At 53.9% G+C, this 14,800-nt stretch carries 15 protein-coding genes; 3 read left to right on the top strand and 12 right to left on the bottom strand.

Features of this window, described 5'->3' with window-relative positions; translation table 11 throughout:
- Positions 1-76: 76 nt before the first annotated feature.
- Complete coding sequence (ulaR, locus tag AB4K05_RS20395; RefSeq protein WP_368481694.1) at positions 77-832, top strand: HTH-type transcriptional regulator UlaR; 756 nt, start codon at positions 77-79, stop codon at positions 830-832.
- Here the strand turns inward: ulaR and yjfP are convergent.
- Complete coding sequence (yjfP, locus tag AB4K05_RS20390) at positions 829-1,566, bottom strand: esterase (RefSeq protein WP_368481693.1); 738 nt, start codon at positions 1,564-1,566, stop codon at positions 829-831. The two genes, ulaR and yjfP, sit on opposite strands and share 4 nt — an antisense overlap.
- A gap of 206 nt (positions 1,567-1,772) precedes the next feature.
- On the opposite strand from yjfP, the gene bsmA reads away from it, so the two are divergent.
- Both bsmA and yjfN read left to right on the top strand, forming a co-directional pair.
- Positions 1,773-2,081 (top strand): biofilm peroxide resistance protein BsmA, encoded by a 309-nt coding sequence (bsmA, locus tag AB4K05_RS20385; protein WP_368481692.1) that lies wholly within the window; start codon positions 1,773-1,775, stop codon positions 2,079-2,081.
- A 129-nt stretch (positions 2,082-2,210) separates the two neighbouring features.
- The gene (yjfN, locus tag AB4K05_RS20380) at positions 2,211-2,486 is read left to right on the top strand and encodes a DUF1471 family protease activator YjfN (RefSeq protein WP_368481691.1); all 276 of its coding nucleotides are present in this window, start codon (positions 2,211-2,213) and stop codon (positions 2,484-2,486) included.
- 59 nt (positions 2,487-2,545) lie between these two features.
- Here yjfN and AB4K05_RS20375 read toward each other — a convergent pair whose 3' ends face one another.
- From AB4K05_RS20375 to hfq, 11 genes are all read right to left on the bottom strand, one after another.
- Entirely contained in the window at positions 2,546-4,168 is a 1,623-nt protein-coding gene (locus AB4K05_RS20375) for an isovaleryl-CoA dehydrogenase (RefSeq protein WP_368481690.1), read from the bottom strand.
- A gap of 197 nt (positions 4,169-4,365) precedes the next feature.
- Complete coding sequence (rlmB, locus tag AB4K05_RS20370) at positions 4,366-5,097, bottom strand: 23S rRNA (guanosine(2251)-2'-O)-methyltransferase RlmB (protein ID WP_368481689.1); 732 nt, start codon at positions 5,095-5,097, stop codon at positions 4,366-4,368.
- Between the two features lie 89 nt (positions 5,098-5,186).
- A complete protein-coding gene (locus AB4K05_RS20365; RefSeq protein ID WP_368481774.1) occupies positions 5,187-5,750 on the bottom strand; it encodes a DapH/DapD/GlmU-related protein in 564 nt (187 codons plus the stop codon).
- A gap of 59 nt (positions 5,751-5,809) precedes the next feature.
- Positions 5,810-8,251, bottom strand: coding sequence for a ribonuclease R (gene rnr, locus AB4K05_RS20360; protein WP_368481688.1), 2,442 nt, complete (start codon positions 8,249-8,251; stop codon positions 5,810-5,812).
- A gap of 41 nt (positions 8,252-8,292) precedes the next feature.
- On the bottom strand, positions 8,293-8,718 hold the full coding sequence (nsrR, locus tag AB4K05_RS20355; RefSeq protein WP_061284257.1) for a nitric oxide-sensing transcriptional repressor NsrR: 426 nt from the start codon (positions 8,716-8,718) through the stop codon (positions 8,293-8,295).
- A gap of 228 nt (positions 8,719-8,946) precedes the next feature.
- A complete protein-coding gene (gene purA, locus AB4K05_RS20350; protein WP_368481687.1) occupies positions 8,947-10,245 on the bottom strand; it encodes an adenylosuccinate synthase in 1,299 nt (432 codons plus the stop codon).
- 102 nt (positions 10,246-10,347) lie between these two features.
- On the bottom strand, positions 10,348-10,545 hold the full coding sequence (locus AB4K05_RS20345) for a DUF2065 domain-containing protein (RefSeq protein WP_368481686.1): 198 nt from the start codon (positions 10,543-10,545) through the stop codon (positions 10,348-10,350).
- A gap of 71 nt (positions 10,546-10,616) precedes the next feature.
- The gene (gene hflC, locus AB4K05_RS20340; RefSeq protein ID WP_368481685.1) at positions 10,617-11,621 is read right to left on the bottom strand and encodes a protease modulator HflC; all 1,005 of its coding nucleotides are present in this window, start codon (positions 11,619-11,621) and stop codon (positions 10,617-10,619) included.
- A 2-nt stretch (positions 11,622-11,623) separates the two neighbouring features.
- Positions 11,624-12,883: an FtsH protease activity modulator HflK gene (hflK, locus tag AB4K05_RS20335; RefSeq protein ID WP_368481684.1), complete on the bottom strand. Its 1,260-nt coding sequence runs from the start codon at positions 12,881-12,883 to the stop codon at positions 11,624-11,626.
- Between the two features lie 159 nt (positions 12,884-13,042).
- On the bottom strand, positions 13,043-14,323 hold the full coding sequence (gene hflX / locus AB4K05_RS20330; RefSeq protein WP_368481683.1) for a ribosome rescue GTPase HflX: 1,281 nt from the start codon (positions 14,321-14,323) through the stop codon (positions 13,043-13,045).
- A gap of 75 nt (positions 14,324-14,398) precedes the next feature.
- Positions 14,399-14,710, bottom strand: a complete 312-nt coding sequence (gene hfq, locus AB4K05_RS20325) for an RNA chaperone Hfq (protein ID WP_368481682.1) — start codon at positions 14,708-14,710, stop codon at positions 14,399-14,401.
- Positions 14,711-14,800 lie beyond the last annotated feature (90 nt).

Genomic DNA, 14,800 nt, shown 5'->3' with positions numbered 1-14,800 from the left:
GACGCCGGAATAACTTTAGTAATTTACCGAGCTTTCAAATATCATCTTTAATCATCATTTTTTTTCGGATTAGCTCATGACGGAAGCGCAAAGACATCAGATTCTACTGGAACTGCTGGCACAGGCGGGCTTTGTTACAGTAGAGCAGGTGATTTCCCGTCTGGGGATCTCACCCGCCACGGCCCGCAGGGATATCAACAAACTGGATGAAAGCGGCAAGCTGAAAAAAGTGCGTAACGGCGCCGAAGCGATTAACCAGCAGCGCCCACGTTGGTCGCCGATGAATATTCACCAGGCGCAGAATCACGATGAAAAGGTGCGGATTGCTAAAGCCGCAGCGCAGCTGGTCATGCCGGGGGAAAGCGTGGTGATCAACTGTGGTTCAACCGCATTTCTGGTCGGCCAAGAGATCTGCGGCAAACCGGTGCAGATCATCACCAACTATTTGCCGCTGGCGAACTATCTTATCGATCAAGAACACGACAGCGTGATCATAATGGGCGGTCAGTACAATCGCAGTCACGCCATTACGCTCAGTCCGCAGGGCAGCGAAAATAGTCTCTACGCCGGGCACTGGATGTTTACCAGCGGCAAAGGGCTCACGGCCGAAGGGTTATATAAGACCGATATGCTCACCGCGATGGCAGAGCAGAAGATGCTGAATGTGGTTGGCAAACTGGTAGTGTTGGTCGATAGCAGCAAAGTCGGCGAGCGTGCCGGTATGCTGTTCAGCCGTGCCGATGAGATAGATCTGCTCATCACCGGCAAACAGGCTGACCCCGCAATCCTCAAGAAACTTGAGGATCAGGGTGTACAGGTCATCTGCGTTTAAAGATGCTGGCGGAAAAACGCCACCGTGCTGGCCAGTGCTTCTGGCGTAATTCGGTGGCGAACGCCCGGCTGCCAGACGCAGGTCAGTTGGGTATCCAACTGCGCTTCACGCAGCGCCTGCTGTAAACGAAAGGTCTCACCCGCAGGCACGATGTCATCCTCTTCACCATGCCATAGCAACAGCGGACGATCGGCCAAACGTGCCAGTTGATGCCCAACATCCCATTTTGCCAACGGCGCTAACAGTCGCTCCTGCTCCAGCGGCGTTGCCTTAGTCGGCGGAAACAGCGTGTGGGAAAGCGAGGCAAAATAGCCCGAACCCATCAGGCTTGCGACACATTTTAGTTCTGGGTGCTGCGCCATCAAGCCAAGCGCCGTCATGCCGCCCATCGATGCTCCCGCCACCGCCAGCCGTCCCTCGCTGACTAAAGCACTCTCCAGCAGCGCATCCCGCAACGCCGGAAATTCGGTGAAGTTCTGCACCAGTATCTGCCAGAAATGCTGCATCCGCCCTTCACTATCGCCGGTAAAGCGTTCACCGTGATCGGCAGCGCTTGGCATGATGACCCGAAAACCCGCCTGCGCTAATGCCACCGCGAAATAGCTATAAACAACGTTCGAGGAGGTAAATCCGTGATAAAAAACTACGCAAGGCAGCGCTATTTCTGCGTATCCTTTAGGATAAGCATGCAAAACTTGCTGCCCTGCCAGCGGGCGTATTTCCAGCTCAATCATAGATAAACTCCTTTAGCCATGCGGCGATGGCATACGAAAAATGATGCAGCAATATGACGACAATACCCCTGATTCATAACATTGAGAACTAGGTTACGATTTCGTAATGTTTTCATTCGAAAATAGCGCTACGGTTAACAAATCAGGAACATTAACCCAAAAGGGAAATTTTTCCCCACTACACTATGGCTATCAGGAAACGGGAAATGGCGATAAAACGGTTTATCCCTATGTTGTTGGCGCTCATGCTGAGCGGTTGCACCCTGTTGGAAGGCACGCCTGAAGCGCCACCAGCAGCAACCGACCACCCGCAGGAGATTCGCCGCAACCAGACGGAAGGTTTGCAGCGCATGGGTACCGTCAGCGCGCTGGTGTACGGCTCGCCGATGGACGTCGAAGAGACGATCAGGGCAAAAGCCACCGCGCAGAAAGCGGACTACTATGTTGTCATTATGATTGATGACACGGTTGTGCCCGGACAGTGGTACTCACAGGCAATTCTTTACCGTAAGTAGCCTTTACGAGCTTTACGTAGGTTTGCACCGTTTCACGTTTCCCTGATGCACAATGGCGCCTAGTCTGAATACAGGATAGACGTCTGCTATGGAATGCCCCCCGATGGGTTATGTGAAATGGAGCTGACGATGAAACAATCATTTACCTTATCTACCCTGCTTTTGCCCGGCGGCAGGCACGTTGCTGCGGCACAATCCGCAGAGTTCGCCAGCGCAGATTGTGTCACTGGGCTCAATGAAATCGGTTTGATTTCGGTAAACAACGTTACCGGTAGCCTAGAAGATGTTGAAAGGGCGATCGCCCACAAAGCGGACGAACAGGGCGCATCCTGGTACCGAATTGTTCAGATGTATGAAGAACCGCAGCAGGATAACTGGCGTGCACAGGCGATAATCTATGCCTAAGATGAGCCAATAGTGGAAGATGCGTTACACAGGTTACGCCTCTTCCACGCCCCGCTTCACTACCTTCCTCCGCCCGTCGCCCGACTTAACACCTCGTTAATCACCTGCTCGCTGAGCATGATGCCGCCTCGTGGATCAAGCATCATTCGACACCATGCCTGAGATAACGGTGGGGATGCCGTTCGCAACATCTGTGCGCCAACCGCAAGCAAATATAGCTGTCCGGTAATTTCACGTCCCTGCGATTCCGTGGGTTTACGCAGCCTTTGTTGAAGCTGTCGCCAATGCCTGTCGAAATGGCGATCCTGACCTTTGACTTGCGCGTATTCGTCCAGCAAAAGCGCTACCGCATCGGGCTGTTTCGTCAGCACGCGCAGCACATCAAGACACATAATATTACCGGAGCCTTCCCATATACTATTGACCGGCATTTCGCGATACAGCCGCGGGAGCTCACTTTCTTCGCAGTAGCCAATACCGCCCAGCACCTCCATTGCCTCGGCGACAAATGGAATTCCCGCTTTGCAGATAGCGAACTTAGCGGCGGGCGTAAATAAGCGCGCCCACAGCATCTCCTGCACGGAGTGAGGTTGTCCCCAAGCATGAGCCAGACGGAACACCAACGCCGTTTGTCCCTCTAGCTGTAGCGCCATTCGCCCCAGCACTTGGCGCATTAGCGGCTGCTCAACGAGGCTTCGGCCAAATACCTGGCGCTGAAAAGCATGATACAACGCCACCGATAACGCGCGGCGCATCAAGCCATGGCTGCCCAGCGCGCAGTCAAACCGCGTCAGGCCACCCATTTTTAAGATCTGCCGAATCCCTTCGCCCTCTTCGCCTATCGGCCAACCTAGCGCCTGCTGAAACTCCGCCTCAGCGCTGGCGTTAGCGCGATTACCCAGCTTCTCTTTCAGCCGCTCTATGCGAATGGCGTTGCGCGTTCCGTCGGGCAACAGGCGTGGAACGAAGAAACAGGTTAGCCCACCGCTGGCCTGTGCCAGCACCAGATGGGCATCGCTTTGCGGCACCGAGTAAAACCATTTATGCCCGGTTAACTGATAGCTGCCGTCTGATAATCGCTCGGCACGGGTGCTGTTGCTTAGGACATCCGAGCCCCCCTGCTTTTCGGTCATTCCCATACCAATAAGCAGCCCGCGTTTTTGCCCACCGCTAAGCTGGTGCGCGTCATAGCGATCGCTTAGCAACCCCGGTAGCCAATCAGAAAATAACGGCGGCAATGTTTTCAGCAGCAGCGGCGTCGCCGCAAAGGTCATCGTCGCAGGGCAAAGAGTCCCCGCTTCAACCTGAGCATGCAGCATAAAACGCGCAGCGCGAGCGACAAATGAGCCGCTACGCGCCGTCTCCTCCCAAGGAAGATTATGTACGCGATTAGCGCATAATCCCTGCATCAGCAGATGCCAAGCGGGGTGGAAGCGAACATCGTCCAGCCGTTGTCCCTGCGGATCGTAGCGAAGCAGTTCAGGCGGGTGTGCGTTGGCAAGTCGGCCAAGCTCAAGGGATTCGGCAGTACCAAGCTGTTGGCCGATGCTCGCCAGCAGCTCGCTGTCCCAGCCCGCATCATGGCGGGATACCGCCTCACACAGCGCTAGGTCAGAGAGAAATAAGTTGCTGTTTTTTAATGGAGTGGGTTGATTAAAAACGGTGTGAGTTTGCCAGTGCATGTGTCTCCCTCCGTCGTCAGGCAATGTGTTAAGTATGGACGGTGGGGGGTAATACACAAAAAAAACACCCCAAAGGGTGTAATGCTGGTCAGTTAAGGCGTTGAACTCAGAAGAACGGTAGGCCGGATAAGCGAAGCGCCATCCGGCAATCAGCACGCAGTGTGCCGGATGGCGCTTCGCTTATCCGGCCTACGAATTTAGCTACGCTGACGTACCGCTTCAAACAGGCAAATCCCTGTTGCTACGGATACGTTTAGCGATGACACGCTGCCCGCCATCGGAATGCTGATCAGCTCATCACAGTGTTCACGAGTCAGGCGACGCATGCCTTCGCCTTCGGCACCCATGACCAGCGCCATCGCACCGGTCATCTTGCTTTGGAACAACGTGTGGGTCGCTTCACCAGCGGTGCCGACAATCCATACGCTCTCTTCTTGCAGCATACGCATAGTACGCGCGAGGTTAGTCACGCGGATCAGCGGAACATTCTCAGCCGCGCCGCAGGCCACTTTTTTTGCCGTTGCGTTCAGCTGTGCGGAGCGATCTCTTGGCACGATCACCGCGTGTACGCCCGCGGCATCTGCGCTACGCAGGCAAGCACCAAGGTTGTGTGGATCGGTCACGCCATCGAGGATCAGCAGGAACGGCTTGTCGATTGAAGCGATCAGATCCGGCAGATCGTTTTCCTGATACTGACGACCCGGCTTCACGCGCGCAATAATCCCCTGGTGCACCGCACCTTCGCTTTTCTCGTCAAGGTACTGACGGTTGGCGAGTTGGATAACCACGCCCTGCGCTTCCAGCGCATGGATCAGCGGCATCAGGCGCTTATCGTCGCGGCCTTTCAGAATAAACACTTCCTGAAAACGTTCAGGGGCGCGTTCCAGCAGTGCCTGCACTGCATGGATGCCGTAAATCATTTCACTCATTAAAGATTCTCATTTGTAAGCGGGATAACCGATATTGGGCCATTATACCCGACAAAGGCGCCCATTCTAATCACCGTAAGCTTTCCGGCTTACACCGCGAAAGTTGCCTTATCGGCCTCGGTAATTTCACGTAATACCCGGCAAGGGACACCAACAGCAACAACGTTTGGCGGAATAGATTTGGTGACCACGCTGCCCGCGCCAATCACACTGTTACGCCCAATGGTCACCCCTGGAGCCAAAATTACACCGGACCCCAGCCAGACGTTATCTTCAATCGTTACCGGCAGGGCGAATTTCTGCCCGCTAGCGCGGATTTCAGCATCAATCGGGTGTCCGATGGTGGTGATGGTGACGTTTGGCGCAATCAGCACATTATCGCCGATCGTCACCGTGGCATCGTCCAACACGGTGAAATTGAAGTTGGCAAAAAAATTCTCGCCAATAAACGTGTGGCTGCCATAAGCCACACGAACCGGCGGTTCAATCCAACCGTTGTTGCCAAAGCTGCCGAACAGCTTGGGCAACAGCGCCCGTCGTTGAGCTTCCTCTGACGGGCGCATCGTATTGTAATCATAGGCCAGCTCTTTGCCGGCACAACGCTCTTCCGGCAACCCCTCACAATGGTCGGTATATAGCATCCCCAGATTCATTCTTTCTCTGACAGACACGCTTTATCTCCTTCAATGTGAACGGTTAACTGGCTCAATGATTACTCAGCAGCGGTTTTCTTCGCTGCGCGTTTTGCTTTTGTCGCAGCGGCAATTTTTTGCGTTTTCGCCGACGGCTTTTTGGCTTTTCTCGCGTCTTTTTTCGCCGCTTTTGGTTTCTGCTTTTTCTCACCACGGAAAGCACTATCCGGCTCGAAATTCACTTTCTTACCGGCTTGGCGACGACGGCCGTTACTGTTTCCGGTCGGCGCTTTTTTCGCTTTCTCTCGTTCTGTCTTACCGACGTTACGCGGACCGCGTTCGCTGGAGATCAGCGAGAAGTCGATTTTACGCTCGTCCATGTTGACCGCTTCAACGCGAACTTCAACGCGGTCGCCAAGACGATAGGTTTGACCGCCGGACTCACCGATCAGACGCTGACCAATCTGGTCAAAGCGATAGTAGTCGTTATCCAGCGAGGAGACGTGCACCAAGCCGTCGATGAACAGCTCGTCCAGACGGACGAAGAAGCCAAAGCCGGTGACGCTGGCAATAACGCCGTTAAAGACGTTGCCCACCTGATCCTGCATAAAGTCGCATTTCAGCCAGTCGGAAACGTCACGGGTCGCTTCATCAGCGCGGCGCTCGGTCATCGAACAGTGTTGACCCAGCTGCAGCATCTCTTCCAGCGAGTAATGATAGCCGCCGGTTTCCGTGCTGTTGCCTTTATGGCCCTGCTCTTTCGCCAGCAGATACTTAATCGCGCGGTGCAGCGACAGGTCAGGATAACGACGAATCGGCGAAGTGAAGTGCGCGTAAGATTGCAGCGCGAGGCCAAAGTGACCACGGTTTTCCGGATCGTAAATCGCCTGTTTCATCGAGCGCAGCAGCATGGTCTGCAGCATTTCAGCATCCGGACGGTCAGCCACCGACTCCAGCAGCTCGGCGTAGTCGCGTGGCTCCGGTTTGTTGCCGCCTGGCAGTTCCAGACCCAGTTCAGACAGCACGGAGCGGAAAGCGGTAATCGCTTCCGTCGTCGGCTTATCGTGAATACGGAACAACGCAGGTTCTTTAGCTTTCTCAACGAAACGTGCCGCCGAGATATTCGCCAAGATCATGCACTCTTCAATCAGTTTATGTGCGTCGTTGCGCTGGGTTTGCTCGATACGCTCAATGCGACGATCGGCGTTGAAGATAAACTTCGCTTCTTCGCTTTCAAACGAGATGCCACCGCGCTCAGCGCGCGCTTCATCCAGCACTTTGTACAGGTTATGCAGCTCTTCGATGTGCTTAACCAGCGGCGCATACTGTTCGCGCAGATCTTGGTCGCCCTGCAACATATGCCAAACCTTGGTGTAGGTCAGACGCGCGTGGGAGCTCATTACCGCTTCGTAGAATTTAAACCCGGTCAAACGTCCTTTGGTTGAGATGGTCATTTCACAGACCATACACAGACGGTCAACCTGCGGGTTCAGCGAGCACAGGCCGTTGGAGAGCACTTCCGGCAGCATCGGGACAACCTGCGTTGGGAAGTACACGGAAGTCCCACGGTTGCGGGCCTCGCCGTCCAACGGCGTCGGTGGACGCACGTAATAGCTCACGTCAGCAATGGCTACCCACAGGCGCCAACCGCCGCCGCGTTTTTTCTCGCAGTAGACCGCATCATCAAAGTCGCGCGCATCTTCGCCATCGATAGTGACCAGCGGCAAATCACGCAGGTCAACACGGCCGATTTTAGCCTCTTCCGGCACCTGCTCTTTCAGCCCAGCAACCTGAGCTTCAACCGCAGGCGGCCAGACGTGAGGGATTTCATGGGTGCGCAGCGCCATCTCAACGGCCATGCCCGTGCCCATGTTTTCACCCAGCACTTCAACAATTTTACCAATCGCTTTTGTGCGGCGGGTTGGGCGCTGGGTCAGTTCGACCACCACCACAAAGCCCATCCGCGCGCCCATCAGGGACTCAGGCGGGATGAGAATATCAAAGCTCAGGCGGCTGTCGTCAGGGACCACAAAACCCACGCCAGCGTCGGTAAAGTAGCGGCCAACGATCTGCGCATTGCGTGGCACCAACACGCGGACGATACGCGCTTCGCGACGACCTTTACGGTCTGCGCCCAGCGGCTGTGCCAGCACTTCATCACCGTGCATGCACATTTTCATCTGCTCACTCGACAGATAAAGATCGTCTTTGCGGCCTTCCACACGCAGGAAGCCAAAGCCATCACGATGGCCGATAACCTTGCCTTTCAGCAGGTCGAGACGTTCCGGCAGCGCGTAGCACTGGCGGCGGGTAAAGACTAACTGCCCGTCGCGTTCCATCGCGCGCAGGCGGCGGCGTAAAGCTTCAATTTGCTCTTCGCCTTCAATTTTCAGTTCAATGGCCAGCTCTTCGCGGTTTGCCGGCTTTTCACGTTTTGTTAAGTGTTCGAGAATGAATTCCCGGCTCGGGATAGGGTTGGTGTATTTCTGGGTTTCACGTTCCAGGAAAGGATCTTTTGACATGTCGGTTCCTCCGTCATCATCGCTGCCGGCGGTAGTAATAATTACTCCACCAGCAATAATTTATAGAGCGGTTGATTCTTTTCAACCAAATCAGCCAGCGTATAGTTATCGAGTTCCTTTAGAAAACTTTGCACGGCTTGAGAAAGGGCCTGTTTCAAACGACAGGCCGGCGTAATATGGCAAAACTCGCTGCTGCAGTTCACCAATGTTAAGGGTTCAAGTTCGCGAACCACATCCCCCACGCGGACATCTTTTGCGGGTTTCCCTAGGCGGATGCCGCCGTTTTTCCCGCGCACCGCCGTCACATATCCTGCACGGCTCAACTGATTGATTATTTTAACCATATGGTTACGCGACACGCCATAGACCTCGGTCACCTCCGAGATACTGGTCATCTTGCCTTCCGGCAGCGACGCCATGTAAATCAGCGCGCGTAATCCATAATCGGTAAAACTTGTTAACTGCACATCAACCTCAGGGAAAGGGGGAAAACAGGGTAAGCCTGTTAATATCAATTATATTGATGATAAACCAGCCAGCGTCTGGGCCGCTAATTTATTTCGGTTCAGGAAGGAAAAAGCGAGGTTTTAACGCACGTTTAAGCCGGATGGCGACGCTTTGCGTCTTATTCGGCCTACAGAATACGGTAGGACTGATAAGTGCAGCGCCATTAAGCGCTGCACCATGAACCAGAATTATGCGTCAAACGGGTCGCGCAGAATCATGGTTTCAGTACGGTCTGGGCCAGTTGAAATAATATCAATCGGCACGCCGGTCAGTTCTTCGATACGCTGGATGTAGTCCAGAGCTGCCTGTGGCAGACCGCTACGTTCCTTCACGCCAAAGGTGGTTTCAGACCAGCCAGGCATGGTTTCATAGATTGGTTCGATACCTTCCCAATCATCTGCTGCCAGCGGAGTGGTCGTCACTTCGCGGCCATCAGGCATACGGTAAGCTACGCAGATTTTAACTTCTTTCAGGCCGTCCAGAACGTCCAGCTTGGTCAGGCAGAAGCCAGACAGGGAGTTAATCTGTACCGCACGACGCACGGCAACGGAGTCCAACCAGCCGCAACGACGACGACGGCCAGTAGTGGCGCCGAATTCGTTACCCTGTTTGCACAGGAACTCACCGATGTCATCAAACAGTTCGGTCGGGAATGGACCGGCACCCACGCGAGTGGAATACGCTTTGATGATGCCCAGTACGTAGTCAACATAGCGCGGGCCAAGGCCAGAACCGGTTGCTACGCCACCTGCGGTGGTGTTGGAAGAGGTTACGTACGGATAAGTACCGTGGTCGATATCCAGCAGCGTACCCTGCGCGCCTTCGAACATCACGAAGTCACCGCGTTTACGTGCCTGATCCAACAGGTCAGAAACGTCAACCACCATGCCGGTCAGGATGTCGGCAACCGCCATCACATCGTCCAGCACTTTCTGGTAGTCAACAGCTTCAACTTTGTAGTAGTTCACCAGCTGGAAGTTGTGATATTCCATCACATCTTTCAGTTTTTCAGCGAAGGTTGCTTTGTCGAACAGGTCGCCAACGCGCAGACCGCGACGTGCAACTTTATCTTCGTAAGCAGGACCGATACCACGACCGGTAGTACCGATAGCTTTAGAACCGCGCGCTTTTTCACGAGCAGCATCCAGAGCGACGTGATAGTCGAGGATTAACGGGCAGGCTTCGGAGAGCAGCAGACGCTCGCGAACCGGGATACCACGGTCTTCCAGGCCTTTCATCTCTTTCATCAGCGCTGCAGGGGACAGCACGACGCCGTTACCAATGATGCTGGTGACGTTTTCGCGAAGAATACCTGATGGAATAAGATGGAGGACGGTTTTTTCACCGTTGATTACGAGAGTATGGCCTGCGTTGTGGCCACCCTGATAGCGAACAACATATTTTGCACGCTCAGTAAGAAGATCGACGATCTTACCTTTACCTTCGTCACCCCATTGGGTGCCCAGTACGACGACGTTGTTACCCATTTTTAAAAATCACCGTTTGCTTAAAAATGGATTCTACCATCGGTTTCGATGATGACCAGCACTTTTTGCAATCGAAAAAAGATAAAATAGCCGCTTTTTTGATCAGCCAATCGATTTCGTCAACATGTAGTAGATCACAACCCCTGCGACCACAAGACCGCCGCCAAATCGACGTAACATCGTATCCGGTAATTGCGTCATCGTAGCGATCATCTTGCGCCAGGTTTTTGGATAGAGCATCGGCCCCAACCCTTCAAGTACCAAAACCAACGCCAGTGCGAGCAGTATTGTCGAATTCATTTTTCACCTTTGTAAAAATAAAACCACCGGCTCCAAAAGGAGGCGGTGGTTTTATTCAAACCATCACAAAGTTAACGCGTAGTCGTGCTCGGCGTTTTCATGTAGCGGAAGAAATCACTATCCGGGCTCAGTACCATCACGTCTTGGTTGCTATTGAAGCTGGCTTCATAAGCACGCAGGCTACGGATAAAGGCATAGAAGTCCGGGTCTTGGCTGAATGCATCGGCGAACAGCTTAGCGGCTTCTGCATCACCTTCACCGCGCAGGATACGGCCCTGACGCTCAGATTCTGCCAGTGTCTTCGTCACTTCATAGTCAGCGGTAGCACGCAGTTTTTCTGCCTCTTCCTGACCCTGAGAACGGTGACGACGGGCAACGGCTTCACGCTCAGCACGCATACGGTTGTAGATCGCTTCAGAAACTTCAGCCGGCAGGTTGATCTGCTTGATACGCACATCGACCACTTCAATACCTAACGCCGCCATACTGTTCGGGTTAATAGTTGGCCCTTTGATGTTTGCCTGCTGCTCAACACGCTCTGCGGCTTCCGCAATGGCGCTATCCGCCGCAGGGGTCGCAACTTCATCGTCAGCACCAGATGAACCGGAGTTCAGCGCATCACGAACTTCCAGGGTCAGACGACCACGGGAGTCGGTAACGATATCTTTCACGTCCAGACGACCAATCTCAGAACGCAGACGGTCAGAGAACTTACGTTTCAGCAGTACTTCAGCCTGAGAGACGTCGCCGCCGCCGGTCGCCAAGAAGTAACGGCTGAAATCGCTGATACGCCACTTGATGTAGGAGTCGACGATCAGGTCTTTCTTCTCTTTGGTCACGAAGCGGTCGGCCTGGTTATCCATGGTCTGGATACGGGCATCAAGCATTTTCACCGATTGAATGAAAGGCACCTTGAAGTGCAGGCCTGGCTCATAAATCAACGGCTTCTTGTCGCTGTCACGCACGACGCTGCTGAACTGGAATTTAATCCCACGCTCGCCTTCTTTCACCACGAAGATTGAGGTGTAAAGCACTACCAGCGCGATGATGATAATCGCAATAACTGACTTACGCATCGTTATTCCCCCTGACGCTGGTAATCGTTACGCTGCGCATTCGCACGGCGTTGGTCCATGATATTGCCCTGACTGGCAGACTGCGTGTTGCTTGCGCTGCTGCTGGAAGAGGACGATGCAGGCGGCAGGCGCAACAGGTTGTTCGCACCACTGCTATCGCTCTTTGCAGCTGGAGCATTGCCACCTTTGAGCATTTGATCCAGCGGCAGCACCATCAGGTTGCCATTTTTGTTGTCGCTAACCAGCACTTTGCGGGTATGGCTCAACACTTTTTCCATGGTCTCGATATACAGACGCTCGCGGGTAATCTGCGGTGCGGCTTTATATTCCGGCAGGATCTTGGCAAAGCGAGCCACTTCACCTTGAGCTTCCAGTACGGTCTGAGTCTTATAAGCACGCGCTTCTTCCAGAATACGCTGCGCCTGACCGTTCGCACGTGGCTGCACTTCGTTGGTGTACGCTTCTGCTTCACGGATGTACTGCTGCTCGTTCTCGCGCGCGGCAATCGCATCATCAAACGCGGCCTTCACTTCTTCCGGCGGACGAGCGGCCTGGAAGTTGACGTCCAGCAGGGTAATACCCATGTTGTACGGACGAATGGTCTCTTCCAGCTCACGCTGGGTATCGCTACGAATAACGGTACGACCTTCGGTCAGAATGCGGTCCATGGTGTACTTACCAATCACTCCACGCAGGGCGCTGTCGGTCGCCTGACGCAGACTGTCGTCGGCGCTGGTGACGCTAAACAGGTAGCGGCGAGGATCGGTAATGCGGTACTGCACGTTCATTTCAACGCGCACGACGTTTTCGTCGGAGGTCAGCATCACACCTGATGCAGCCAGTTCACGAACGGCTTCGACGTTTACCGGGGTCACTTCGTCGACAAACGTTGGCTTCCAGTTCAGACCCGGCTCAACCAGATGGCTGAACTGACCAAAACGCGTTACAACACCGCGTTCGGCTTCTTTAATGGTATAGAAACCACTTGCCGCCCAGATAACAACCACAGCAGCAGCTGCGATACCAACAATACGACCGCCCATCGGCGCGCGAGGGCCTTGAGTCGAGTTGCCGGAGCCGCCTTTACCGCCCCCAAACCCACCGAGCTTTTTGCTCAGCTTACGGAAGATATCATCCAAATCCGGTGGCCCCTGATCGCGACCGCCTTTATTTCCATTTCCCCCGGAGTTGCCGCCTTGATTATTGCTGCTCCCCCACGGGTCGCGGTCTTGTCCGTTATTACCGGGCTGATTCCACGCCATGTTTATGCTCCATATTTGTTATGCGGTGATATACCTTTTCCCAGTTCAGATCTTCCGCTGTTAACCGCAACTCCATCCTGGTTGTCGCCGTCGCGTTGAGACGATCTGAACCGCTGGGTGCCCAAAGGGCTAATAGTTTTTTTCAGGCAAGCTCCACCGTCAGACGACGTAGTCTGTCAGTGTTGGTTCTTGTTTACAGAGGCGACGCCAGTCGACAATCGGCATACGAACCTGCAATTTGACGCAGCCGTCATCCTCCATCCACTCTTTTTCGATTGCCTGAAGCTGATAAAAGCGACTACGCAAACGCCCTTCCTGTGGAGGTAAACGCAGCGTGTGCTGCGCAACTTCGCCGGAAAGCAGTTCCGTCAACGCCTGAAAAAGGAGTGGTACCCCTACTCCGGTTTGCGCAGACAGCCACACCCGAATAGGTTTGTTCTCTTCATCTCTATCGATACGCGGTTCAAACTCGTCGAGCATATCGATTTTGTTCATCACCAACAGCGTTGGGATCTCGTGCGCATCGATCTCTTCAAGTACCGTATCAACCGCATCGATGTTTTCCTGCACACGCACATCTGCTGCATCAATCACGTGGAGCAGCAGAGTCGCTTCGCGCGTTTCCTGCAATGTGGCTTTAAACGCCGCCACCAAGTCATGCGGCAGGTGGCGAATAAAGCCTACGGTATCGGCTAATACCGTTTCACCCACATCCGCAACATCGATACGACGCAGAGTCGGATCGAGCGTGGCGAATAGCTGGTCGGCGGCGTAAACCTCCGCCTCAGTCAGATGGTTGAACAGCGTTGATTTACCGGCGTTGGTATAACCCACTAACGACACCGTCGGCACATCGGCTTTGACGCGCGCACGACGACCTTGCTCACGCTGTTTCGCCACTCTCTCGATACGCGAGAGGATTTGCATAATCCGGTTACGCAATAAACGACGGTCGGTTTCGAGCTGGGTTTCACCCGGGCCGCGCAAACCGATACCGCCTTTTTGTCTTTCAAGGTGCGTCCAGCCGCGTACTAGGCGGGTCGCTAGGTGACGCAACTGCGCGAGCTCAACCTGCAACTTACCCTCATGGGTACGCGCACGTTGGGCAAAAATATCTAAAATCAGACCCGTACGGTCAATAACCCGACACTGGCATAGTGCTTCAAGGTTACGTTCCTGCGCGGGGCTAAGTGCATGATCAAACAGCACAACGGAAGCGCCTGTCGCTTTTACGGCTTCCGCAATTTCGACAGCCTTACCTTCACCAACAAAATACTTTGGGTGCGGGGCTTTACGGCTACCGGTAATCACCTGCATTGCTTCGACACCAGCGGAAGAGACCAGAGATTCAAACTCTTGGAGATCTTCCATATCTTTGTCTTGCGTAAAATAGATGTGTACCAGCACCGCCTGCTCACCGGCGTCATAACGGTCAAACAAGCGTTATATCTCCTGAAAAACCAGCGGGGAACCTTAGTAGTTCGGCTCCCCGACTTGGATTAACAGCGTTCAACCTTACTCGGTTTCTTCGCTGTCTTGCTGCGCAGAACCCTGCGCGTTGCTACCGTGGTGGTAGTTGCTACCAGTACCAGTGCCGCCGCCAGCATTATTGCTATGATGGGAAACCGGACGAGACGGAACAACGGTAGAAATTGCGTGCTTATAGACCATCTGGCTGACCGTGTTTTTCAACAGGATCACGAACTGATCGAAAGACTCAATTTGCCCTTGCAGCTTAATACCATTCACCAAATAAATAGAAACTGGAACACGTTCCCGACGCAGTGCGTTCAGGAACGGATCTTGTAAAGATTGCCCCTTAGCCATTCTCTCTTTTCCTTATATGCTTATTTGTACTTATACACTTCGTCATTCAGGGCACGCTGACGCAACCTGAGCGATCTGCGTATGAACCTT

Origin of the sequence: Kluyvera sp. STS39-E (assembly GCF_040932435.1) — a bacterium.
GTDB lineage: Bacteria > Pseudomonadota > Gammaproteobacteria > Enterobacterales > Enterobacteriaceae > Kluyvera.
Note: the sequence above shows the minus strand (reverse complement) of the source record. Positions and strands in the feature narration are given on the sequence as shown.

What these genes read in the sequence shown, in the direction of transcription:
- ulaR (WP_368481694.1), top strand. Translation starts at nt 77, where the DNA reads ATGACGGAAGCGCAAAGACATCAGATTCTACTGGAACTGCTGGCACAG.
- yjfP (WP_368481693.1), bottom strand. Translation starts at nt 1,566, where the DNA reads ATGATTGAGCTGGAAATACGCCCGCTGGCAGGGCAGCAAGTTTTGCAT.
- bsmA (WP_368481692.1), top strand. Translation starts at nt 1,773, where the DNA reads ATGGCGATAAAACGGTTTATCCCTATGTTGTTGGCGCTCATGCTGAGC.
- yjfN (WP_368481691.1), top strand. Translation starts at nt 2,211, where the DNA reads ATGAAACAATCATTTACCTTATCTACCCTGCTTTTGCCCGGCGGCAGG.
- AB4K05_RS20375 (WP_368481690.1), bottom strand. Translation starts at nt 4,168, where the DNA reads ATGCACTGGCAAACTCACACCGTTTTTAATCAACCCACTCCATTAAAA.
- rlmB (WP_368481689.1), bottom strand. Translation starts at nt 5,097, where the DNA reads ATGAGTGAAATGATTTACGGCATCCATGCAGTGCAGGCACTGCTGGAA.
- AB4K05_RS20365 (WP_368481774.1), bottom strand. Translation starts at nt 5,750, where the DNA reads ATGAATCTGGGGATGCTATATACCGACCATTGTGAGGGGTTGCCGGAA.
- rnr (WP_368481688.1), bottom strand. Translation starts at nt 8,251, where the DNA reads ATGTCAAAAGATCCTTTCCTGGAACGTGAAACCCAGAAATACACCAAC.
- purA (WP_368481687.1), bottom strand. Translation starts at nt 10,245, where the DNA reads ATGGGTAACAACGTCGTCGTACTGGGCACCCAATGGGGTGACGAAGGT.
- AB4K05_RS20345 (WP_368481686.1), bottom strand. Translation starts at nt 10,545, where the DNA reads ATGAATTCGACAATACTGCTCGCACTGGCGTTGGTTTTGGTACTTGAA.
- hflC (WP_368481685.1), bottom strand. Translation starts at nt 11,621, where the DNA reads ATGCGTAAGTCAGTTATTGCGATTATCATCATCGCGCTGGTAGTGCTT.
- hflK (WP_368481684.1), bottom strand. Translation starts at nt 12,883, where the DNA reads ATGGCGTGGAATCAGCCCGGTAATAACGGACAAGACCGCGACCCGTGG.
- hfq (WP_368481682.1), bottom strand. Translation starts at nt 14,710, where the DNA reads ATGGCTAAGGGGCAATCTTTACAAGATCCGTTCCTGAACGCACTGCGT.